This is a genomic window from Thiocapsa sp. C2-2m (assembly GCF_041903745.1).
GTDB classification, from domain to species: domain Bacteria; phylum Pseudomonadota; class Gammaproteobacteria; order Chromatiales; family Chromatiaceae; genus Thiocapsa; species Thiocapsa roseilacustris.
Genome location: NZ_JBBWVD010000014.1, coordinates 131,687 through 152,615, shown reverse-complemented (window position 1 = coordinate 152,615; position 20,929 = coordinate 131,687). Strand labels below are relative to the sequence as shown.

General features: G+C 66.5%; 19 protein-coding genes. 15 read left to right on the top strand and 4 right to left on the bottom strand.

Going from position 1 to position 20,929, the window contains the following annotated elements; all coding sequences use genetic code 11:
• Positions 1 to 205: 205 nt before the first annotated feature.
• The gene (locus AADX97_RS12975; RefSeq protein WP_374235471.1) at positions 206 to 499 is read right to left on the bottom strand and encodes a hypothetical protein; all 294 of its coding nucleotides are present in this window, start codon (positions 497 to 499) and stop codon (positions 206 to 208) included.
• Positions 500 to 909: 410 nt separating this feature from the next.
• Between AADX97_RS12975 and AADX97_RS12970 the strand changes: the two genes are divergently transcribed.
• Positions 910 to 3,078: an FAD-dependent oxidoreductase gene (locus AADX97_RS12970; protein WP_374235472.1), complete on the top strand. Its 2,169-nt coding sequence runs from the start codon at positions 910 to 912 to the stop codon at positions 3,076 to 3,078.
• Between the two features lie 174 nt (positions 3,079 to 3,252).
• Positions 3,253 to 3,543, top strand: coding sequence for a low-complexity protein (locus AADX97_RS12965; protein WP_374235473.1), 291 nt, complete (start codon positions 3,253 to 3,255; stop codon positions 3,541 to 3,543).
• A 198-nt stretch (positions 3,544 to 3,741) separates the two neighbouring features.
• Here AADX97_RS12965 and AADX97_RS12960 read toward each other — a convergent pair whose 3' ends face one another.
• A complete protein-coding gene (locus AADX97_RS12960) occupies positions 3,742 to 5,112 on the bottom strand; it encodes a sigma-54-dependent transcriptional regulator (protein ID WP_374235474.1) in 1,371 nt (456 codons plus the stop codon).
• A gap of 152 nt (positions 5,113 to 5,264) precedes the next feature.
• Between AADX97_RS12960 and AADX97_RS12955 the strand changes: the two genes are divergently transcribed.
• A complete protein-coding gene (locus AADX97_RS12955) occupies positions 5,265 to 5,981 on the top strand; it encodes a DUF3379 family protein (RefSeq protein WP_374235475.1) in 717 nt (238 codons plus the stop codon).
• Between the two features lie 91 nt (positions 5,982 to 6,072).
• Here the strand turns inward: AADX97_RS12955 and AADX97_RS12950 are convergent, their stop codons facing one another.
• Entirely contained in the window at positions 6,073 to 6,855 is a 783-nt protein-coding gene (locus tag AADX97_RS12950; protein ID WP_374235476.1) for a peroxiredoxin-like family protein, read from the bottom strand.
• Positions 6,856 to 7,242: 387 nt separating this feature from the next.
• On the opposite strand from AADX97_RS12950, the gene AADX97_RS12945 reads away from it, so the two are divergent.
• The 10 genes from AADX97_RS12945 to AADX97_RS12900 all read left to right on the top strand — a co-directional run bounded on the left by AADX97_RS12945 (position 7,243) and on the right by AADX97_RS12900 (position 17,889).
• Positions 7,243 to 8,877, top strand: coding sequence for an acetolactate synthase large subunit (locus tag AADX97_RS12945; RefSeq protein WP_374235477.1), 1,635 nt, complete (start codon positions 7,243 to 7,245; stop codon positions 8,875 to 8,877).
• Positions 8,878 to 8,907: 30 nt separating this feature from the next.
• Positions 8,908 to 10,350, top strand: a complete 1,443-nt coding sequence (locus tag AADX97_RS12940) for an aldehyde dehydrogenase family protein (RefSeq protein WP_374235479.1) — start codon at positions 8,908 to 8,910, stop codon at positions 10,348 to 10,350.
• Positions 10,351 to 10,413: 63 nt separating this feature from the next.
• Complete coding sequence (locus AADX97_RS12935) at positions 10,414 to 12,000, top strand: FMN-binding glutamate synthase family protein (protein ID WP_374235480.1); 1,587 nt, start codon at positions 10,414 to 10,416, stop codon at positions 11,998 to 12,000.
• A gap of 77 nt (positions 12,001 to 12,077) precedes the next feature.
• Positions 12,078 to 12,635: a carboxymuconolactone decarboxylase family protein gene (locus AADX97_RS12930; protein ID WP_374235481.1), complete on the top strand. Its 558-nt coding sequence runs from the start codon at positions 12,078 to 12,080 to the stop codon at positions 12,633 to 12,635.
• Positions 12,632 to 13,435 carry a hypothetical protein gene (locus tag AADX97_RS12925; protein ID WP_374235482.1) on the top strand — a complete coding sequence of 268 codons (804 nt, stop codon included), beginning with the start codon at positions 12,632 to 12,634 and terminating at the stop codon, positions 13,433 to 13,435. The genes AADX97_RS12930 and AADX97_RS12925 overlap by 4 nt, the downstream gene beginning before the upstream one ends.
• 35 nt (positions 13,436 to 13,470) lie before the next feature.
• On the top strand, positions 13,471 to 14,229 hold the full coding sequence (locus AADX97_RS12920; RefSeq protein WP_374235483.1) for a class I SAM-dependent methyltransferase: 759 nt from the start codon (positions 13,471 to 13,473) through the stop codon (positions 14,227 to 14,229).
• A gap of 151 nt (positions 14,230 to 14,380) precedes the next feature.
• Entirely contained in the window at positions 14,381 to 15,202 is an 822-nt protein-coding gene (locus AADX97_RS12915) for a class II glutamine amidotransferase (RefSeq protein ID WP_374235484.1), read from the top strand.
• Positions 15,203 to 15,655: 453 nt separating this feature from the next.
• Positions 15,656 to 16,639 carry a VTT domain-containing protein gene (locus AADX97_RS12910; protein ID WP_374235485.1) on the top strand — a complete coding sequence of 328 codons (984 nt, stop codon included), beginning with the start codon at positions 15,656 to 15,658 and terminating at the stop codon, positions 16,637 to 16,639.
• Positions 16,640 to 16,681: 42 nt separating this feature from the next.
• The gene (locus AADX97_RS12905) at positions 16,682 to 17,197 is read left to right on the top strand and encodes a hypothetical protein (RefSeq protein ID WP_374235486.1); all 516 of its coding nucleotides are present in this window, start codon (positions 16,682 to 16,684) and stop codon (positions 17,195 to 17,197) included.
• Complete coding sequence (locus AADX97_RS12900; protein WP_374235487.1) at positions 17,194 to 17,889, top strand: class I SAM-dependent methyltransferase; 696 nt, start codon at positions 17,194 to 17,196, stop codon at positions 17,887 to 17,889. The genes AADX97_RS12905 and AADX97_RS12900 overlap by 4 nt, the downstream gene beginning before the upstream one ends.
• A gap of 101 nt (positions 17,890 to 17,990) precedes the next feature.
• On the opposite strand, the gene AADX97_RS12895 is transcribed toward AADX97_RS12900, so the two are convergent.
• Positions 17,991 to 18,872: a LysR family transcriptional regulator gene (locus AADX97_RS12895; RefSeq protein ID WP_374235488.1), complete on the bottom strand. Its 882-nt coding sequence runs from the start codon at positions 18,870 to 18,872 to the stop codon at positions 17,991 to 17,993.
• Between the two features lie 142 nt (positions 18,873 to 19,014).
• On the opposite strand from AADX97_RS12895, the gene AADX97_RS12890 reads away from it, so the two are divergent.
• Both AADX97_RS12890 and AADX97_RS12885 read left to right on the top strand, forming a co-directional pair.
• Positions 19,015 to 19,560, top strand: coding sequence for a carboxymuconolactone decarboxylase family protein (locus tag AADX97_RS12890; protein ID WP_374235489.1), 546 nt, complete (start codon positions 19,015 to 19,017; stop codon positions 19,558 to 19,560).
• 51 nt (positions 19,561 to 19,611) lie between these two features.
• Positions 19,612 to 20,916, top strand: a complete 1,305-nt coding sequence (locus AADX97_RS12885) for a pyridoxamine 5'-phosphate oxidase family protein (RefSeq protein WP_374239296.1) — start codon at positions 19,612 to 19,614, stop codon at positions 20,914 to 20,916.
• The last annotated feature ends 13 nt before the right edge of the window (positions 20,917 to 20,929 follow it).

The following is a 20,929-nucleotide window of genomic DNA, read 5'->3' as shown; positions in this document are numbered from 1 at the left end:
GTCCGCACGAGGCGCTGCGCCGGATCGTGGCGAGGCGGACCAGCTCAACCCGGAAGAGCCCGCCAGCACGGCGGCGAGAAAGCGTCGGCGATCGATCGATGTGAATCTCGATTCACTCATGTGCATGTACCCTCGTGTCGTCGACGCGGTTCCGAGCCGGGAGAGGCCCGGCACCGCCGGAGCGGTGTCGAGCGGGTTCGACGTTCTAGTAGTTCAAATCCCGGGTGGGTCCGAAGTTCCCGTAGATATCGGGACGTGGACCGTGGTTGTTCTCGTCCTGCACCGGACTGAAGAGCTCCGAATTGCCGTCGGCAAGCCCATGATACAGATCGAAGCTGTCGCCGACGCCGGGTTGGATCCCGACCGCCGGGACCGATTCGCGGGAGTGTGCGAAGAGATCCGGATTGCCGTCGGCAAAACCCTGATAGAAGGAATCGGCGGCGATATTGGCGGCGAACAGCGTCACGGCGAATGCGAGTGCGGATTTGGTGATGGTCATGGTCGTACTCCTGATTGGATGGGTTCGGATCGTCGTGCTTGCAGCGACCTGTCGTCGTTGCTTGAAGGTGATAAAGCAGTCGCCGTGCCAGCTTTCAACGATCCGAATTTTTTCGTTCCAGAACAGTCTCTAAGAATCCTCCAGGAGAGCGGATCCGCCGCCCTCGCACCCGTTCCGATGAAACGAAGCATGACGGCCATTCAACGTTTCGTGACATCGAATCGTGGCATCGGACTCGGGGTCGTGACTCGGTCGCGATCGGGCGGCTTTCTGATCCAATGACGCGCGTGACGATGGCGATGAAAGAAACCGCCATCGAGCGTTCTCTCGTGAAGAGACGGAATGACCAACGCCCGACCGAGCACCCGGTCCCTCGACCACCCATCAGACCCGTGATCCCGGAGAACACCATGAAGAAGATCGTCCTGTTGCTGATCATCGTGGTGGCCGTCTCGGCCTTTTTCGCCTTGGGCCTGGACCGCTACCTGACCCTCGATGCTCTGAAGACAAGTCAAGAGGGCTTCGACGCCTGGTATGCGGCGCACCCTGCATTGGTCATCGGTGCCTTCTTCGCGGGCTATGTCGCGGTGACCGCCTTGTCGCTGCCGGGGGCCGCCATCATGACGCTCGCCGCCGGCGCCCTCTTCGGGTTGGGTATGGGCACCCTGATCGTCTCCTTTGCCTCCAGCATCGGCGCGACCCTGGCCTTTCTGGTCTCGCGCTTCCTGCTGCGCGATGCGGTGCAGCGACGCTTCGGCGCGCGTCTGGCCACGCTCAATACGGGCATCGAAAAAGACGGAGCCTTCTACCTCTTCACCCTGCGGCTGGTGCCCATTTTCCCCTTCTTCGTGATCAACCTGCTGATGGGGCTGACCCCGATCAAGACGTTCACCTTCTACTGGGTGAGTCAGGTCGGCATGCTCGCCGGGACCCTGGCCTACGTAAACGCAGGCACTCAACTGGCCCGCCTCGACAGCCTGTCGGGGATCCTCTCCCCCGCCCTGCTCGGCTCCTTCGCGTTGCTCGGCGTCTTCCCGCTGTTGGCCAAATGGGTGGTCGAGCGGATCAAGGCGCGACGGGTCTATGCCGGATGGCCGAGACCCCGCCGTTTCGATCGCAATCTGGTGGTGATCGGTGCCGGCTCGGGTGGTCTGGTGAGTGCCTATATCGCCGCGGCGGTGAAGGCGAAGGTCACGCTGATCGAAGGCGATCGGATGGGCGGGGATTGTCTCAACACCGGCTGCGTCCCCTCCAAGGCGCTGATCCGCAGTGCGCGCTTTCTCCGCCGGGTCCGCCGAGCCGAGCGCCTCGGCGTCGTCGGGGCGAGCGCCGAGGTCGACTTCGCGCGGATCATGGGGCGCGTGCATCGGGTCATCGCCGAGGTGGAGCCCCACGACTCGGTGGAGCGCTATACCGCGCTGGGCGTCGAGGTGATCCGGGGTCGCGCGCGGATCGTCTCGCCCTGGAGTGTCGAGATCGACACGCCCACGGGTGTCCGGACCCTGACCAGTCGCGCGATCGTGATCGCCACCGGTGCCGCCCCGATCGTCCCCGACCTTCCCGGTCTGGATCGGGTGCGTCATGTCACCTCCGAGGACCTCTGGTCCATCACCGAGAAGCCGGAGCGGCTCCTCGTCCTCGGCGGCGGTCCGATCGGCTGCGAGCTCGCTCAGGCATTCGCCGGCATCGGCTGCCGGGTGACCCAGGTCGCGCGCTCGGGCATCCTGCCCAAAGAGGACGAGGACACCATTGCGCTGATCGAGTCGGCCTTGCACGAGGACGGGGTGCGCCTGCTGACCCACACCCGAACCCTACGCTGTGAGGTCGTGGACGGAGAGCAGCGCCTGGTGGTCAGCCCCGGACCGGGCGTGCATCCGGATCGGGACTGTGGCGGCGGGGAGGAGGCGCTCCCCTTCGATCTCCTGCTCTGCGCGATCGGGCGACGCGCCCGGGTCACCGGCCTCGGGCTGGAGGCGCTGGGCATCCCGCTCACACCGGCCGGCACGATCGAGACCAACGCCTCTCTGCAGACCCGCTATCCGAACATCCTGGCCTGCGGTGATGTGGTCGGCCCTCATCAGTTCACCCATGTCGCCGCTCATCAAGCCTGGTACGCGGCCGTCAACGGCTTGTTCAGCGGCATCAAGCGCTTCAAAGTGGATAATCGCGTGATCCCGCGCGTCACCTTCACCGACCCGGAGGTCGCACAGGTCGGCTTGACCGAACGCCAGGCCCGAGCCCGAGGCATCGCCTACGAGGTCACCCGCTACGGACTCGATGACCTCGACCGCGCCATCACCGAGACCGCCGCGCACGGCTTCGTGAAGGTGCTCACCCCGCCCGGCAAGGACCGCATTCTCGGTGCCTGCATCGTCGGCGAGCACGCAGGCGAGCTGCTCGCCGAGTTCACCCTGGCCATGAAGCATGGTCTCGGACTGGAGCGCATCCTCGGCACCATCCATCCCTACCCGACCTGGAGCGAAGCGGCCAAATACGCCGCCGGGAACTGGAAACGCGCACATGCGCCGCAAATCGCACTGGCCTGGCTGGCGCGTTTTCACACCTGGCGACGAGGATGAAAGAACCGAGCCTTCTCCCGGGTCTTTACCTGTGATGGCCGAGCAGCGGGTTCGCAACTCCGAGACGGCTCGCAAGCGACCCGCCCCGGCCATCACAAGACACACCTCCGGGATGCGGCACTCCGAAGCCACGCCCCGACCACCGACCTTAAACCCTTTCTTAGGATTGAAATCATGACCAAGAAGACGATCACCCCCGCTGCCGCCCTCGTCGGTGCCGCCCTTGTCGGCAGCCTCGGTGCCTTCGGCCTCGCGCAGGCCGCCGGCAACCCCTTCACCGCCCAGTCCCTCGATGCCGGCTATATGCTGCTCGCAGAAGCAGGCACCGAGGGCAAATGCGGCGAAGGTAAGTGCGGCGCGGATAAGGAAAAGGAAGGTAAGTGCGGCGAAGGCAAATGCGGCGCCGACAAGGAGAAGGAAGGCAAGTGCGGCGAAGGGAAATGCGGCGCCGACAAGGCGAAATAAGGGCGATGCCGGGACGCCGCCGGAGTCCCGAGCGGACGCCGCGGCGCCACGGCCACGCTTGAAACCAATCCGGCGGATCGTGTTTGCGCGATCCGCCGGGCGCGTTGACGCCGAGTCCTGCAACCGCTCTACCCGACGGTCGAAGACGATCGCCGATCTCCCGGGTCGCCCGATACCCGCACGCCGCGCCCGCCCCGGCTAGGGCATCCGCAGCGCATACTTCTCGATCTTGCGATCCAACGCCGGACGGGAGATGCCGAGGATCTCGCAGGTCTTGCCCTTGTGTCCGCCGGTGTGGTCCAAGACCCGTTGGACGTGCTCGGCCTCCACCGCGTCGAGTGTTCGCAGCACCAGGCTCTCGGCCGGTTTGCCCGACACACCGGTCTCGAACGCGCCTGGAGCGGTCGTGGGTTCAGCGTCGAGCGCGAGCAGATCGGCCGTGATCAGACCCGTGCGCGCCTGCACCATCGCTTGCGTCAAGCGGTTCTCCAACTCCCGCACGTTGCCGGGCCAATCATGGCGGCACAGTTGCGCAACGGCCGTCTCGGCGATGCGAGGTCGCGCTTGGCCCAGACGCTCGGCGATGCGTGTCAGCAGACCTTCGACCAGGAGCGGGATGTCGTCGCGTCGCTCGCGCAGCGGCGGCACATGAATCCGGATGACCTCGAGCCGATAGGCCAGATCTTCGCGAAAGCGGCCGGCCGCGGCCTCCGCCATGAGATCGCGGTTGGTCGCGGCGACCACGCGGGCATCGGTCGCGATCGTCTCGGTGCCGCCGACGCGTTGGAAGACGCGCTCCTGCAGGGCGCGCAGCAGCTTGGCCTGCAGGGTCGGGGCGAGCTCGCCGATCTCGTCGAGAAACAGGGTCCCCGCGCTTGCCTGCTCGAACGTGCCGAGCTTGCGTGACTGTGCACCGGTGAAGGACCCCTTCTCGTGACCGAACAGCTCGCTCTCGAGCAGGGTCTCGACGATCGCCGCGCAGTTGACGGCCACGAACGGACCGGTTCGACCGCTGTGCTGGTGGATCAGGCGCGCCACCACCTCCTTGCCGGTGCCGGATTCGCCGCTGATGAGCACGGTGGCGGAGCTGCGGGCGCTCAAGGCAATGCTTTTGCTCACCGCCAGCATAGCATCGCTGCGCCCGATCAGGTCGCGCGCCGCACCCGGCCCGGCCTCCAGGCGCGCCGGCGCCTGCTCGGCGGCCTTGCGTTGGCGCAGCAACCGCTCGACCGTCTGCTGCAGCTCGGCGATCTTGATCGGCTTGTGCACGAAGTCCGCGGCACCGCGCTGGATCGCCTCGATCGCCAGCTCCAGGTCGTGCTGGCCGGTCATCATGATCAGGGGCAGATCCGGGTCCGCCTTCAGCAGCGACGCGATCAGGTCGCTCCCTTGCCCGTCCGGGAGCTGTTGATCCAAAAGCACCAGGTCGACAGGCGCCCCCTGCATGCTCTCGAGGCCCGAGCGACAGGACTGCGCGACCTCGACCGCGAAGCCGGCGTCCTCGAAGTGCATCGCCAGCATCTGGCCCAAGGCCGGATCGTCTTCGATGATGAGCAGTTGTCGGGGCATCGCGGTCGACTGCCGTTTCCGGGTTTAAGGTCAGGGTACGGTCGCGTTAACCGGCGTGCAAGAGATCGCCTGCGCGCCGGGTCTTGTGGAGATAGGACGGCCCGATGCGCCTGAATCGGCGTCCGTCGCCAGCATCCGAGAGGGCACGATCGATGAACTGCCGTGATTTCCGTCGTCGACTCCTGGTCGACCCCGCGCGCGAGGATGCCGAGGATGCTCGACATGCGGCCCGCTGCCCCGCCTGCACGGCCGAGCGCGCACGCGCACGCGCGTTCGACGAAACGCTGCGCACCCTCTTGGCCGAAGAGGTCGAGACGCACCCGGTGCCACCCGCCGGGCGTTGCGAGCGGCCACGACGGCTCCGCATGATTCCCCCAGCGCTCGCCGCAACCGCGCTGCTCGCGTTCGGCCTGATCGCTTGGCTCGGCGACAACCTGCAGCCGGGTTGGCCGACAGCGCCGTCTCACGACCCGTTGGCCACCGCGGTTTTGGACCATATCGACGCCGAGCCGGCCGCGCTGGAGACCGGTGGCGAGGTTCCGAAGCCGACCGTGTCACTGTTGCTCGTCTCCCTCGGCCTACGCCTCGATCCGCAGGCGCTCGGCACCGGCCTGGAACCGGTCCGATACGCGGCCCGGTGTCGCATCGCCAATCATGACGGCCTGCATCTGGTGCTCACCGGAGCAGCCGGACCCGTCACCCTCTTGCTCATGCCGAACACACCGCTCGGGCGCAGCGCGCCGATCCGATCGGAACGCTTCGAGGGACTGCTGATTCCGGCCGGGCGCGGGAGTCTTGCGATCGTCGGCACGCCCGACGAGCCCGTCACGCCCATCGCCCGGAGGATCCAGCGCGAGCTCTCCTGGTGATCGCCGGCGCCTTGGGGCTGTTGCTCGAGCGCTACGCGTCCACCCGTCTCGATTCCCGATGCGGGGCGGCCGGCGATCGTGACCGATGCGATTAAGGCGTCGGAAGGGCCTCGAGCGCGGCAAGGATGTCGGCCGGCTCGACCCGCCGGCGGTAGTCCACGTCGGCAAATGCCGCTCGGATAATGCCCGCCCGATCGATCACGAATGTCGCCGGCACCGGCAGCACGTAACGGCCGTCGCCGTTGTAGTCGGCCAGGTCGAGCGACAACACCTTTTGATAGATCTCGCTCAGATCCGCCGGGACCTCGAAGGCGAGGTTGTAGGCCTGCATCACGCTGTCGTCCACATCGCTCAGAATCTCGAACGGGTAGCCGTCTTCCTCCACCTGCGCGCGCGATCGATCCGGCTGCTGCGGGGTCACCGCGACCAGTGCGGCGCCCTGCCGCTCGATCGCCGGCAGCGCCTTTTGCAGGCCGTGAAGCTGAAGATTGCAGTAGGGACACCAAGCACCGCGGTAGAAGGTCAGCACCACCGGCCCCTCGGCAAGGAGATCGTGCAGGCGCACCGGCTCGCCGAACGCGTTCTGCAGGGTGAAGTCCGGAGCCTCTTGGCCGACCGCGAGGCCGGGCTCGGGCAGGGTTGCGGCCAGGTCGCGCGCGGCCCGTTCCATGACCGCGCGGTCTTGCGCACTGAAACGGGCTCCGCCGGTCTTCGCCTGCTCGGCCTGGAATGCCTCCAGGGCCGCTCGGTAGCTCGGGATCGACTCGCTTGGGCTCGGATCGCTCGCGGCGGGATCCGCGCGGGACATCGCGGCAGCCCCCGTCACGATCAGGCTCAGGGTCAGCAGGCTCGAAGGCAAGGTCCAATGGTGCATGATAGGGTCCTGTCGTGAGTTGAAACGGATGGTGGGTCGACCTCGGATCGCCGACTCGATCGTCTCGGCACGCGCCGACGCCCTAGACCAAGACCGGCCCCGAGGACCTTTCATTTCAACCTGCGGGCCATTCGGCCCCGCGCAACCGTCCCGACCCGCGCGCTTCACCCAAGCATCTCGGCCTGAAAGAAACGCCGTCCCGATCCGGTCTTACCCAATGACGGATCGGCCGGATTACCCGCCGGGGCCGGGGAGAACACGACGCGCCACGCCGCGAAGCCTCCCGCACGCTCCCCCCGGCGTGCGGAGCACGGACCGACCGATCCGTCGACACCCCTGCACCAAACTCATCAGCAACGCGTGCCGAGCAAGCCCGGGAGATCGTCCATGCGAGCAGCCGAGCTCTTCGTCCGGTGTCTGGAAAACGAGGGAGTCGAGTACATCTTCGGCATCCCGGGCGAGGAGAACCTCGATCTCATGGACGCGTTGATCGACAGTCCCATTCGCTTTATCACGGTCCGCCACGAGCAAGGCGCCGCCTTCATGGCCGATGTCTATGGACGACTGACCGGTCGGCCGGGTGTCTGTCTCGCGACCTTGGGGCCGGGTGCGACCAACCTGATCACCGGGGTCGCGGATGCCAATATGGACCGTGCTCCGCTGGTCGCGATCGCCGGACAGGGATCCACGCATCGGATGCACAAGGAGAGCCATCAGATCCTGGATCTGGTGAACCTGTTCGAGCCGATCTCCAAGTACGCCGTCTCGGTGCGCGAGCCCGAGATCATCCCCGAGATCGTACGCAAGGCCTTCAAGGTCGCCAAGGCCGAGCGGCCCGGTTGCAGCTTCATCGAGTTTCCCGAGAACATCGCCGGCGAGACGGTGGAGGACCTGGCGCCCCTGCGGATCGATGATCCGCGCCAACCCTGGCCGCCGGAGGACAAGCTCGAGCACGCCGCCGCGCTGATTGCCGGGGCCGCCTATCCGCTGGCCCTTGCCGGCAACGGCGTCATCCGCGCCGGTGCGGCCGAGGCGTTGCAGGCGTTTGCCGAGAAGCTCCGCATCCCGGTCACCATGACCTTCATGGCGAAGGGTGCCATCCCGCGTGCGCACCCGATGTCGCTGGGCACGGCCGGACTCTCGGCCAACGACTTTATCGCCTGCGGCTTCGGACGGGCCGATGTCGTCATCTGTGTCGGCTACGACATCGTCGAGTATCACCCGGAGCGCTGGCATCGGGATCCGGCGCAGACCGTCATCCACGTCGGTCAGCTGCCCGCGGAGGTCGACGCCCACTATGGCCTGGAGGTCGGCGTCGTCGGGGATCTGGGCACCGCCCTGCGCGGTCTCGCCCACCGCATCCCGCCGCGGCAGACGAACTGGGCGGCGAGCCTGAGCGAGGCCATCATCCAGGAGAACCGCGAATACGCCGAGGATACCGCCTTCCCGATCAAGCCCCAGAAGATCCTCTGGGATCTGCGCCAAGTCCTCGATGCCGACGATATCCTGATCTCGGACGTCGGCGCGCACAAGATGTGGGTCGCACGCATGTGGCAGGCGCAGGCGCCCAATACCTGCATCATCTCCAACGGATTCGCGGCCATGGGCATCGGCGTACCCGGCGCGGTGGCCGCCAAGCTGGTCGCGCCGCAACGCCGCGTGGTGACCATCACGGGCGATGCGGGGTTCATGATGAACTCCCAGGAGATCGAGACGGCCCTGCGCCTCGGACTCGCCTTCGTGATCCTGATCTGGAACGACGGCCAGTACGGGCTGATCAAATGGCACCAGGACCGCCGATTCGGACGCGACACCGCGATCGCCTTCAATAATCCAGACTTCGTCACCTATGCCGAGAGCTTCGGGGCACGCGGCTTCCGGGTCGAGTCCGCCGAGCAGCTGCGACCGGTGCTCGAAGAGGCGCTCGGCTGCGGTACCGTGGCCGTGGTCGACTGCCGGGTCGACTATACCCAGAACATGAAGCTGACCGAACGCCTATCGGCACTGGTTTGTCCCGTTTGATTCGCCCGCTTGTATGTCCGGGAGGACGCCATGACCGAACCCCATTTCAGGCACCGCATCGCCGAGCCGCTCATACCGGTGGGCCGTCTGGAAGTCGTGAATCCCTTCGACCTGCGGCCGATCGCCACGGTGGATGTCGTGGATCGGGCCGGGATCGATCGCGCCCTGGCCGTCGCGTACGCCCTGTTTCGGGATCGCGACGCCTGGCTGCCGGCCCATCAACGTGTCGCGATCCTGCAGCGCACCGCCGATCTGATGGGCGAGCGCGCCGAGGGCCTGGCGCTGGAGGCCGCGCGCGAGGGCGGCAAGCCGCTGACGGACTCGCGCGTGGAGGTCGCGCGGGCCATCAACGGGATGCGCAACTGCGCGGAGCTCCTGCGCAACGACGGCGGGCGCGAGATCCCGATGGGCGCGACCCCCGCCTCGGCCGGTCGCCTCGCCTTCACCACCCGCGAGCCGATCGGGCCGGTGGTCGCCATCAGCGCCTTCAATCATCCCTTGAATCTCGCCGTGCACCAGGTCGGACCGGCGCTGGCCGCCGGGTGTCCGGTGATCATCAAACCGGCCGGCGAGACGCCCTTGTCCTGCCTGCGCTTGATCGACCTGTTGCGCGAAGCGGGTCTGCCGCCGGGCTGGGCGCAGGCGTTGGTGACGGACTCGGTCGACACCGCGCAGGCGCTGGCAAGCGATCCGCGAGCGGCCTTCGTCTCCTTCATCGGCAGCGCGCGGGTCGGCTGGCATCTGCGCTCCCGTCTCGCCCCCGGCACCCGCTGCGCCTTGGAGCACGGCGGGGTTGCGCCGGTCATCGTCGACCGGGGTGTGGACTTCGATCAGGTCGTCGCGCCGCTCGCCAAGGGCGGTTTCTATCACGCCGGGCAGGTCTGCGTGTCGGTCCAGCGTGTCTATGCCGAGCGCACGATCGCCGAGCCGCTGGCACGGGCCTTGGCCGCGGCCGGCTCGACCATGCCGGTCGGGGACCCCACCCGCGAGGAGACCGCCGTCGGCCCGCTGATCCGACCCGCCGAGATCGTGCGCATCCATGCCCGCGTGCGCGAGGCAATCGACGGCGGCGCGACCTTGATCGGGGGCGCAGAGCCGCTCGGCGAAACCTGCTATGCCCCGACCGTGCTGCTGGACCCGCCCGAGGACGCCGCCATCAGCACGCAGGAGATCTTCGGGCCGGTGATCGCCGTCTACACCTACGACGACCCGCTCGATGCGGTCCGGCGGGCCAACGCCCTGCCCTTCGCCTTTCAGGCGGCGGTCTTCACGCGCGATCTGGCCTTCGCGCTGCGCACCTCGACGCGACTCGACGCCTCGGCGGTCATGATCAACGACCACACCGCCTTCCGCGTCGACTGGATGCCCTTCGCGGGGCTGCGTGAATCCGGACTGGGCACCGGCGGCATTCCCTACAGCTTTCGCGACATGCAGGTGGAGAAGCTGCTGGTGCTGCGCGCCGACGGGCTCTGAACCGCACCCGATCAACCAATCAAGTCAGGCCATCACACTCAACCGCTGACACGAGAACCCACCATGTCCGACGAGATCCAATCGTTCCTGTTCCCCGCACTCGAAATCATGGCGGCGCTGTTCATCTTCGTGATCGGTCTGTTCGCGCTCTGGATGGTCTACGCCTTCGTCGTCGATGTCTCCCAAACCAAGCAGGCGATCCGTCGCAACTATCCGGTGATCGGACGATTTCGCTCCCTGTTCGAGTGTCTCGGCGAGTTCTTTCGCCAATACTTCTTCGCCATGGATCGCGAGGAGCTGCCCTTCAACCGCGCGCAGCGCAACTGGGTCTACCGCGCCGCCAAGGACGAGGACAACACGGTCGCGTTCGGCTCCACCCGCAACATCAGCCTGCCCGGACAGGTCATGTTCGTGAACTGTCCCTTCCCGACCTTGGGCGAGGACGCGGTGCCGCCGCAACCGGTGACGCTGGGACCCGGGGCGCGCACGCCCTACACCACGGCAGCGCTGATCAACATCTCCGCGATGAGCTACGGGGCGATCTCGCGACCGGCCGTCGTCGCCTTGGGCGCCGGGGCCGCGCAGGCGGGCTGTTGGCTCAATACCGGCGAAGGCGGACTCTCGCTTTATCACTTGGCGAGCGGCGCGGATCTGGTGTTTCAGATCGGCACCGCCAAGAACGGGGTCCGCGATCTTCAGGGCAACCTCTGCGACGCGCAACTGCGCGCCGTCGCCGCGCACCCGCAGGTCCGGATGTTCGAGATCAAGTTGAGCCAAGGGGCCAAGCCCGGCAAAGGCGGCATCCTGCCGGGATCCAAGGTCACCCCGGAGATCGCCGCCATCCGCGGGGTTCCGATCGGTGTGGACGCCATCAGCCCGAACCGTCATCTGGACGTCGGCAACACCGAAGAGCTGCTGGATCTCATTCATCGAGTACGCGAGGTGACCGGAAAACCGGTCGGCTTCAAGGTGGTCATCGGGGCCTATGGTTGGCTCGACGAGCTGTGCGCCGCGATCCACGCGCGGGGGCTGGGCTCGGCCCCGGACTTCATCACGGTCGACGGCGCCGAGGGCGGCACGGGCGCCGCGCCGATGCCCCTGATCGACGACATGGGACTGCCGCTGCGCGAGAGCTTGCCGTTGCTGGTGGACAAGCTCGGCGAGTACGGTCTGCGCGAGCGGGTCAAGGTGATCGCCTCCGGCAAGCTGATTACCCCGGCGGATGTCGCTTGGGCCTTGTGCATCGGCGCCGACTTCGTCTGCTCGGCACGCGGTTTCATGTTCGCGTTGGGCTGCATCCAGGCGCTCAAATGCAACAAGAACACCTGTCCGACCGGGATCACCACGCACAACCCCAAGCTGCAGAAGGGTCTGCACCCGCCGACCAAGGCCGCGCGGGTCGCGGCCTATGTGAAGAACATCACCCACGAGGTCGGCATCATCGCGCATGCCTGCGGGGTACGCAGCCCGCGCGAGCTCAAGCGCTTCCACGCCCAAGTGGTCCAGCCCAACGGACGGACCATCGCGCTGGATGCACTCTACCCCGTGGTCAAGCCGCACTTGGCGATAGCCGATACTCGGGCGGAGCCCGCCGAAACGATGATCGGGAACGGTCGGCGGCCGATCGCCGCGGAGACAACCGCGGGCTGAGCACAAGACTGCCGGCCGTGCCACGGCCCGACCCCATCACGACAACCACTCATGACAACCACTCACGGAGACACCGCATGACCGACTTCCCGAATCACGACCGCCATAGCGCACCCGCCGCCGCACTGCCCTCGTTCGACGCCGCCGAAGGCAAGTTCGGCATGATCCCCAACCTGGCCCGCAAGATGGCGACCGCCCCGGCCCTGCTCGAGGCATACCTGCAGGTGGGCGCACTCTTCGACACCACCTCGCTGACCCCGCAGGAACGCCAGGTCGTCCTGCTCACGGTCAGCCGCGAGAACGGCTGCGGCTATTGCATTGGCGCCCACAGCGTGCTGGCCGACATGAGCAAGGTCCCCGAGGCGGTCACCGCCGCGATTCGCGAGGACGGGCCCATCCCGGACCCGCGTCTCGCCGCATTGAATCGCTTCACACGGGTCATGGTCCAACAGCGCGGTTGGGTGCCCGAGGAGGAGCTGCAGGCCTTTCTCGACGCCGGCTTCGACCGGCAACAGGTCCTGGAGGTGGTGCTCGGCGTGGGGATGAAGACCTTGTCGAACTACACCAATCACATCGCCGGCACGACCTTGGACGAGGCCTTTGCTCATCGGGCTTGGGAGCCACCGAACGCGTGAGCACGCCGAGACCTCGACCGGAACTGACGATCGGAGCACAGACCGAGGCGACGACGGCCGCGTTGCACGAGGTGCTCCGCTTGCCGGCGTCGAACCTGCGCGTCGAGGTCGATGACGCGACGGGAGCCGGGGTCGTCTGCGTGCCGGTCAGCTATCGGGCCTGCTGGGACGACGGGTTCGGCGCACGGGGCTGGAAGCTCGACGCCGCTCGCGCGGACCCGGAGATCATTGCCAGCACCCGCGAAACCGGCGGGGTCCTGCCGACATCGGTGCTCGTTCACGACACCTTGGATCATCTGGTCAGCGGATTCGCGCCCAGCGGACACCGCGCCGAGGCGATGGCCTTGGACCGGCTCGCCCTGCGCACCGGAGCCGACCCCACGCCGGACTATCGCCAGATGATCCGCGAGGATCTGCTGGCCGGGCATGTCCTCGGCGAGTCCGCGGCAAGCTTCATCGGAGAGGCACTGCGCCGGCACTGCTCCGCGGACATCGACCTGGACGACGATCGGCAGGTGATGACCGATCTGAGACGGCGTCTGGGTGAAGAGGCGCTCACCGAGGCGTTGCTCGCGCGGTTCAGAGCGCTCGGCGCGGCGGGCCGAGCGCACGCGCTGGCGAGCTGGCGACGACTCGGGCACGACCCCGAGCGCAGCGGACCGCTGGGTCTGGCGATGCAAGCGGTGCTCGAGCGCATCGACCGGGCGGTCGAGCAGCGCGGCGTCCCGGCGCTGCACGGGGAATTCCGGCTTTGCGGGGACGCCTGCCGTTGGTCTTCCGACCCGCACCGCTTAGACTGACCGGACTTCGACCCGACGCGACGACGCGCAACCCGATGGACGATGCACGCATGATGGACTGGCTCATCGCCCTGCACGCGGGCTTGCCGCGCCTCGGCCCCGGCAGCGACACGGCAACGCGACGGGCGTTGGCCGACTGTGTCGGACTACCGGCCGTGCCCGAGATCCTGGACGTCGGGTGCGGCAGCGGCGCCTCATCCCTGGTTCTGGCGGAGGCGACTGCGGGGCGTATCACTGCCGTCGATCGCGTGCCGCTGTTCCTCCGCGAGCTACGGATACGGGCACAGGCGCGCGGTCTCGACGGAAGGATTCACCCTCTGGTCGCCGACATGCATGCCCTGCCCTTCCGAAGCGCCGCCTTCGATCTGATCTGGAGCGAGGGGGCCATCTACATCATGGGCTTCGACGCGGGTCTGACGCACTGGCACAGCCTGCTGCGCCCGCGCGGCTGGCTCGTCGTCTCAGAGCTGTCCTGGTTGACCGATCATCCCCCGGCGGACTTGCGCGACTATTGGCGCGAGGGCTATCCCGGAATGCGCAACGTCGCGGATAACCTGGCCGCGGCAAGCAGCCTTGGATGGGAACCCGTCGGGCATTTTCCGCTGTCGGCGGACGCCTGGACGATCGACTATTCCGGTCCGTTGCAGGCGCGCTTGCCGAGCTTCCGCGCCGCTCACGCCGACGATCCGGATGCGCAAGCCGTCGCCGACATGACCGAGCAGGAAATCGCGCTGATGACGGATGCGGCCGGGACCTGTGGGTATGTGTTCTATATCCTGCGCCGCATCGGGTAATCGGACATCGGTGCGCGGGCAGCACATCCCATACGCGCAGACCGGACGCTGCCGTCAGTGGCCGCACCTCGGGCCTAGCCCTGGCGGGTCTTGGTCATCGTCTCGGACTTTGCACGGCGGGGAGTGAATATGAGACCACGAGGACGCATCGATGTGTGAGCTGCTTGGTCTGAGCAGTGCGCAGCCGGTCGGACTGGCGAACATCCTGCGTGCCTTCGCCCGGCGAGGCGGAGAGACCGCGGATAATCCCGACGGCTGGGGTGTCTACCACCGACACCGTGACGACTGCGGCTTGGAAAAGGCACCCGAGGCCGCTGCGGCGAGCGCGAGGTTCGCCGATCTGGCGCGCTCGTTGCGCGCAGAGGTCCTAGTTGCGCATGTCCGCAAGGCCAATCCACCCACTGCGCTCGAGCTCGAAAACACTCACCCGTTCGTGCGCAACTGCTGTGGTCAAGACTGGATCTTCGCCCACAACGGGAAGGTCGATGCCGTGCACGACTCCGATCCGTTCCGCCAAGCCGGGATCTGCCGACCCTACGGCGCCACCGACTCCGAGGTCTTGTTCTGCTACCTGTTGCAGGAGATTGCGCGCGTCTTCGCGGACCAATCCACGGCCGACGCGACCCCATGGTTCGACGCCCTGGCCACGGCCAGCCGTTTGGTGGCTGCCAAAGGCCAATTCAATTTCCTGCTCACCGACGGCACGCTGCTGTTGGCCCATGCCCACGACCGGCTGCACGGTGCCCGACTTGCCGACCGCGACCTGAATGCCTACCTCGTCGCAAGCGAACCGCTGCGGGTGGCCGCCGACTGGCAGGCGTTGGGACCCTATCAACTCCTGGTGTTTTGCCGAGGCGAGATCCTGGCCAGCCTGGCGACTACGCCGGACACGAACGGCCTGCACGGTGCAAGGCGTGAACCGGAACCGGCGAATCTAAACCGCGTCCAGAGCGAGATGCTGATTTTCGAGTGAGATCGACGTTTGGTGCATCCACGGTACTCGGCGTGGACACGGTTCAAAATGATATATTTTTTAAACGCTTGTCACGTCTTCCGGGGCCGATCCCATCCAAAAACATCGCATACCGCGCCGGGCGCGGTTTAGGCCGTCTCACTTTTGCATCCGACTGACCATGGCCCCGGACACCGCCTCGAGAAACAAAGGGCGGGACCAACACAAGGCCAAGGGAAAGGACCCATCGAGGCTCGCCGGGAACGAAACAGAGCGCCGTTTCCCTCCAAGTCGATCAAATATTCAACCGATGGGTTGATGATTTCCGTGGAATCTGCCAGCATCTTTGCCGACCTGCAGATTGCCGAACCGCCGCAGGCGGCTTTCCCCATCCGGATTCGAAGGGAGATGCCGCCTGGCAGTCCGCTGATTGCACAAACCGTTTCACTCGCCGAGCCCACGCCGGAGGCCGCCATGAATCGTACGCTTCTCCGCATCCTGGGCGCCCTGCTGCTGGTCGGTGCGGTGACCACCGCCCTGCTCTACCGCGAGCATCTCGACGTCGCGGCACTGGAGGCATGGGTGAGCGGCGCCGGTGCCGCAGCACCGCTTGTCTTCATCGGGATCTATGCGCTTGCCACGGTCCTCTTCCTGCCCGGTGCGGTGCTCACCCTGGCCGGCGGCGCCCTGTTCGGCCCGCTCTGGGGCACGCTCTACAACCTGATCGGGGCCACGCTCGGCGCGGCACTAGCCTTCCTCATTGCCCGCCATCTCGCCGGCGACTGGGTGCAGGCCCGCACCAAGGGGCTACTCGCGCGCCTGATCCAAGGGGTCGAGGCCGAGGGCTGGCGCTTCGTCGCCTTCACCCGACTGGTGCCGCTGTTCCCGTTCAATCTGCTCAACTACGCACTGGGCCTGACCCGCATCCGCTTTCTGCCGTACTTGCTGGCGAGCCTGGTGTTCATGCTGCCGGGCGCCGTAGCCTATACCTACCTGGGCTTCGCCGGGCGCGAGGCGATCGCCGGCGAGGGTCTGATCCGCAACGGCCTGATCGCACTCGCGTTGCTCGCCGCGGTGGCCTTCCTGCCGAGACTGGTCGCGCGGCTGCGTCAGCGCCCGATGCTGCCGATCGAGGAGCTCAAGCGTCGCCTCGAGGCCAAGGACGAGGATATCCTGGTGCTCGACGTGCGCACGCCCGAGGACTTCGTCGGTGAGCAAGGCCATATCGCCGGGGCGCTCAACATCCCGCTGGAGAGCCTGCCCGAGCGGATCGAAGCGCTCGGATCGGACCTCGAGCGGCCGATCGCGCTGGTGTGCCGCACCGACCGCCGTTCGGCCAAGGCCGCAGCCCTGCTCGCCGGCCGCGGCTTCGGCCAGGTGCAGGTGGTCCAAGGCGGCATGACCGCCTGGCTGGCCCACGGCTGGCCGGTCGAACAGGCCCGTCCACAAGCCGATTAAACCGCATTCGCGAGTCTGCACCTGCCGATCCGGATCATCATCATGGCAACCGACTCGACCACCGACGCCGAGCATCCCGGCGTCATGCCCGACGCGGCGGCCGAAGACCTCTGGCCGTCCGCCGACTACCATCGCCAGGTCGAGACTCTGCGTACCGCCATCGGGGAGACGATCTACCTGGTGGAAGTGGTCGAGAGCCCCATTCAGCTCAGTGTCCATCTCAGCGGAACGCCTTACGTCCTGCTCGGGCTCATCGACTTCCCACGCCCGGATCCGGCGCGAGGACTGACCCCGCACCTGATCCTACTCGACGACGGGCGCGGGCTGAATCTGGGGCGTATCGCCCGCATCAGCCGCCGCCCCTTCGATCCTGCACCGGACGATCTGCTCTATCTCGACCAAGCGACGAGCCAGCACCTCCTGTTCGGCGAGCGCCGCCTGTCACGCGACTTTCTCGCCCGGCACACGCGGCTGGCACTCGCGCATTGTCTCGGCTATCCGCTCGACGAGCCGACCCGTCATTTAGCGGGACCCGAGAGCAAAAAGGATGCGCCATGAGGCGCGCGCCGCAGGACTATCATGCTTGGTACGCAAGCGAGCGAGGCGCCTGGATGGGCGCTCGGGAGCGCCGCCTGATGCTCGACCTTCTCGCCCTGCCGTCCGGCGGGACGGTTCTGGATGTCGGCTGCGGGACCGGCTATTTCAGCAGCGCGCTCGCCGACGCCGGATGCGAGGTGACTGCACTGGATCCGGATGACGCTGCATTGGCATTCGCGCTGCGCCGCGATCCACGTTTGAGAGGGATTCAGGGTGTCGCCGAGGCGCTCCCGTTTACCGATGGTGCCTTCGATGGCGCGGTGGCCATGACCAGTCTCTGCTTTTGTGCGCAACCGGCCTTGGCGCTACGCGAGCTCTGGCGGATCAGTCGACGCGGGGTCGTGTTGGGGCTGCTCCATCGACGAAGTCTGCTCTATCCGGCAAAGGCGGGGCGAGGCGGTTACCGGGGTGCGCGCTGGGATCGCCCGGCTGACGTGCTTGAATGGGCCTCCGCGCTGCAGCCGCTCCCCGAGATCCAAATGCGCTCGGCGTTTTTGCTGCCTGCGCACGGCCCCGTGGCGCGCTGGGTCGAGACGCATTTGGTCGACCGACTTCCGTTCGGTGGTTTCCTCGCCGTCGCGCTGCGCCGATCGGAACCCGCGCTGCAGAATCAAGCGCGACAGGACACGCAGCCGCTTCAGCCGCAACGATGACGCAGAGTGAATTCGCAGGATCCAACCGGCGGCCGCACATGGGGCGAATTGTCCGCGGCACAGGCTGATCCTCCTTCTTGCCCGGGTGCCGACCGGCAGGTTCAACGCAATGCGGCATCAGCCCTCAGCCGTTCCACGGCCAGATCGACGAAGCTCCTGACCTTGGCGGATCCGTGGCGACCCTCGCGATGGATCACGTGGACCGGCAGCGACGCTTCTTCATAGTCCCTCAGCACCGTATCGAGCGATCCGGCCGCCAGCTCGCTCGCCACCTGATAGGACAGCAGCCGTGTCAGGCCGAATCCGCTCTTGGCGGCTTCCAGCGCGCCGTCATTGGTATTCACCAGGATGCGCGGAGTGAGGCGGACCCCGATCCTTTGCTTCCCCCTGGCGAATGTCCATTCCGTGCCGGGAGAGACCGATGTGGCGGCGATCACCGAATGCCGCGCAAGATCCGCGGGGATGCGGGGTGTGCCGTGAGTCTCCAGGTAGGCCGGCGACGCGCAGACGACGCGACGTACCCGGCCGACACGAATGGCCCGCAGCGACGAATCGGGCAAGACGCCGATACGGATGCCGACATCGAGGCCTTCCTCCACGAGATTCACCACGCGGTCGATGAACAATGCCGACACGCTGGTCTCTTCGAAGGCCATCTGGTAGGCGATGACGATGGGCATGACATAGATCTTCCCGAACAGCACGGGCGCCGTCAGTGCAAGATGTCCGCGCGGCGTGGCATTGATGCCCGCCGCCACCTCGTCGGCCTCGTCCGCCTCCAGGAGGATCCGCCGCGCATCCTCGAGATAGCGGGAACCCGCATCGGTGGGTCGCACCGAGCGCGTGGTGCGGGTGAGCAGCCGCACGCCGAGCCGTTCCTCGAGGCTGGCGATGGCCCGGGTCACGGCCGGCGGGGATATGCGCAACCGCCGCGCTGCCGCTGCGAAGCTTTCCTCTTCGGCCACGGCGACAAAGACGGTCATGAGATGAAATCGATCCACGTTTTATTCCGATGATTGGAATTGTGGATTCCAGTTTACGACCATTCTTCTTTTCCGTGATGTTTGCCAAAGTGTCACTGTCGCCGGCACGGCGACCCCTTTAACCCGAAAGAGGAGAGACACCATGGCACGCATCAAGATCGTGACCGCCGAGTCGGCCAATCCGGAACAGCAGGCGCTTTACCAGGCCATCCATGCCCAGTTCGGCATGGTGCCCAACTTCCTCAAGGTCTTTGCCAACTCCCCGGCCGCCCTCAAGGCCTACCTTGGACTGCACGGCATCGGCGGCGAGGGTTCGCTCGACCCGCGGACCCGCGAACGCATCGCCCTGGCCTTGGCCCAGCAAAACAGTTGCGAGTATTGCCTTTCGGCGCATACGGCGATCGGCCGCAAGGCGGGCCTGGACGGCGCGGAGATCGCGGCCAACCGCGCCGGCACCAGCCGGGATGAAAAGGCGGCCGTTGCCGTCCGGTTCGCCCGCTCCCTGGTGGCTCACATGGGCGAAGTCACGACCGAAGAGCTCATGGACATGCGCAATGCCGGCTATAGCGAATCCGACATCGTGGAGGTCATCACCCATGTCGGGATGAACATTCTGACCAACCTGCTGGGCAAGGCCGGACGCGTCGACATCGACTTTCCGAAGGTCGACTTGAAGCTTGCCGCCTGATCCCACCCATCGATGCCGGGAGCCATGCTCCCGGCCGCAAGGAGATTCATGATGGCCCGCGCCTTCGCCAAGATCGCCTTCACTCCCGAGGTTCAAGCCATCCAGACGCGAATGGGCAGTCGCGATGCCTACCGCATGGCCGAGCTAGGCGAGACCGAATCGGTCGAGCTCGGTCCGGATGAAATCGAATTCATCGGCGCACGGGACAGCTTCTACCAAGGCACCGTGAGCGAAACCGGCTGGCCCTACGTCCAGCATCGCGGCGGGCCGCCCGGCTTCCTGAAGACACTGGATCCGCAAACGATCGGCTATGCCGACTTCTCCGGCAACCGCCAGTACATCTCGGTCGGCAACCTGAGCGCAGATGACCGGGTCAGCCTGTTTCTCATGGACTATCCCGGACAGCGCCGGCTCAAGATCTGGGGAAGGGCACGTTTGATCGAGGAGGATGCGGAACCCGCGCTGATCGCCCGGCTCGAGTCGCCCGATTTTCGCGCACGCATCGAGCGCGGGGTGATCATCAGGGTGGAGGCCTTCGACTGGAATTGCCCGAAATACATCACGCCGCGTTTCACCGCGCGCGAGGCCGGGGAGCTTTTCGGTCGCCGCCCGCAGGAAGCCGGAATGCCCGACTCTACCGCCCCCGCCCCCGCATCCGCCATGGAGGAGGAGATCGGCAGCGGCGCGCTGAAGCTCACCGTAACCGGCATGCGCCAGATGACGCCACGCGTCCGGGCCTATGAGCTGCGGACACCCGACCGGAGCGACTTGCCTGCCGTGACGGCAGGCGCCCATCTCGTCGTGCCGGTGCGATTGCCGGACGGCTCCGTGGTCAATCGGCAGTATTCGCTGACCACGCATCCCAACCGGCGCGACATGTACGAGATTGCCGTTCTGCGCGAGGAAACCGGACGCGGCGGATCGGCCGCAATCCATGCGAGCTGGCGGATCGGGACGCGGCTCGCACTCGATCAACCGGCCAATCAGTTTCCGCTCCATGATGACGACCGCCCTGCCGTGCTGATCGCCGGCGGCATCGGCATCACGCCGATCAAGGCCATGGCCGAGGTGCTCAAGGCGCGTGGAAACCCCTTTGAACTGCACTACAGCGGCAGGACCGCCGCCGACATGGCCTATCGGGACGGGCTGGCCATCACGTTTCCCGAACAACTGCACCTGTATGTCACGCGCTCGCCGGGCGGAAACCGTCTCGATCTTCATTCGATCATGCGCTCGGCACCTGACGACGCGCTGTTCTACGTCTGCGGACCCGGCCGCTTGATCGAAGACGCCGGGATGGCGGCACGGGAACTGGGGATCCCGGCCTGGCGTGTGCAGTACGAGAGTTTCGAATAATCGGTTGCGTCGG

Coding starts and splice junctions, on each gene's coding strand:
- AADX97_RS12935 (WP_374235480.1), top strand. CDS start 10,414: ATGTCCGACGAGATCCAATCGTTCCTGTTCCCCGCACTCGAAATCATG.
- AADX97_RS12885 (WP_374239296.1), top strand. CDS start 19,612: ATGGCCCGCGCCTTCGCCAAGATCGCCTTCACTCCCGAGGTTCAAGCC.
- AADX97_RS12975 (WP_374235471.1), bottom strand. CDS start 499: ATGACCATCACCAAATCCGCACTCGCATTCGCCGTGACGCTGTTCGCC.
- AADX97_RS12970 (WP_374235472.1), top strand. CDS start 910: ATGAAGAAGATCGTCCTGTTGCTGATCATCGTGGTGGCCGTCTCGGCC.
- AADX97_RS12950 (WP_374235476.1), bottom strand. CDS start 6,855: ATGCACCATTGGACCTTGCCTTCGAGCCTGCTGACCCTGAGCCTGATC.
- AADX97_RS12940 (WP_374235479.1), top strand. CDS start 8,908: ATGACCGAACCCCATTTCAGGCACCGCATCGCCGAGCCGCTCATACCG.
- AADX97_RS12930 (WP_374235481.1), top strand. CDS start 12,078: ATGACCGACTTCCCGAATCACGACCGCCATAGCGCACCCGCCGCCGCA.
- AADX97_RS12945 (WP_374235477.1), top strand. CDS start 7,243: ATGCGAGCAGCCGAGCTCTTCGTCCGGTGTCTGGAAAACGAGGGAGTC.
- AADX97_RS12960 (WP_374235474.1), bottom strand. CDS start 5,112: ATGCCCCGACAACTGCTCATCATCGAAGACGATCCGGCCTTGGGCCAG.
- AADX97_RS12920 (WP_374235483.1), top strand. CDS start 13,471: ATGGACGATGCACGCATGATGGACTGGCTCATCGCCCTGCACGCGGGC.
- AADX97_RS12895 (WP_374235488.1), bottom strand. CDS start 18,872: ATGACCGTCTTTGTCGCCGTGGCCGAAGAGGAAAGCTTCGCAGCGGCA.
- AADX97_RS12890 (WP_374235489.1), top strand. CDS start 19,015: ATGGCACGCATCAAGATCGTGACCGCCGAGTCGGCCAATCCGGAACAG.
- AADX97_RS12915 (WP_374235484.1), top strand. CDS start 14,381: ATGTGTGAGCTGCTTGGTCTGAGCAGTGCGCAGCCGGTCGGACTGGCG.
- AADX97_RS12955 (WP_374235475.1), top strand. CDS start 5,265: ATGAACTGCCGTGATTTCCGTCGTCGACTCCTGGTCGACCCCGCGCGC.
- AADX97_RS12900 (WP_374235487.1), top strand. CDS start 17,194: ATGAGGCGCGCGCCGCAGGACTATCATGCTTGGTACGCAAGCGAGCGA.
- AADX97_RS12910 (WP_374235485.1), top strand. CDS start 15,656: ATGAATCGTACGCTTCTCCGCATCCTGGGCGCCCTGCTGCTGGTCGGT.
- AADX97_RS12965 (WP_374235473.1), top strand. CDS start 3,253: ATGACCAAGAAGACGATCACCCCCGCTGCCGCCCTCGTCGGTGCCGCC.
- AADX97_RS12905 (WP_374235486.1), top strand. CDS start 16,682: ATGGCAACCGACTCGACCACCGACGCCGAGCATCCCGGCGTCATGCCC.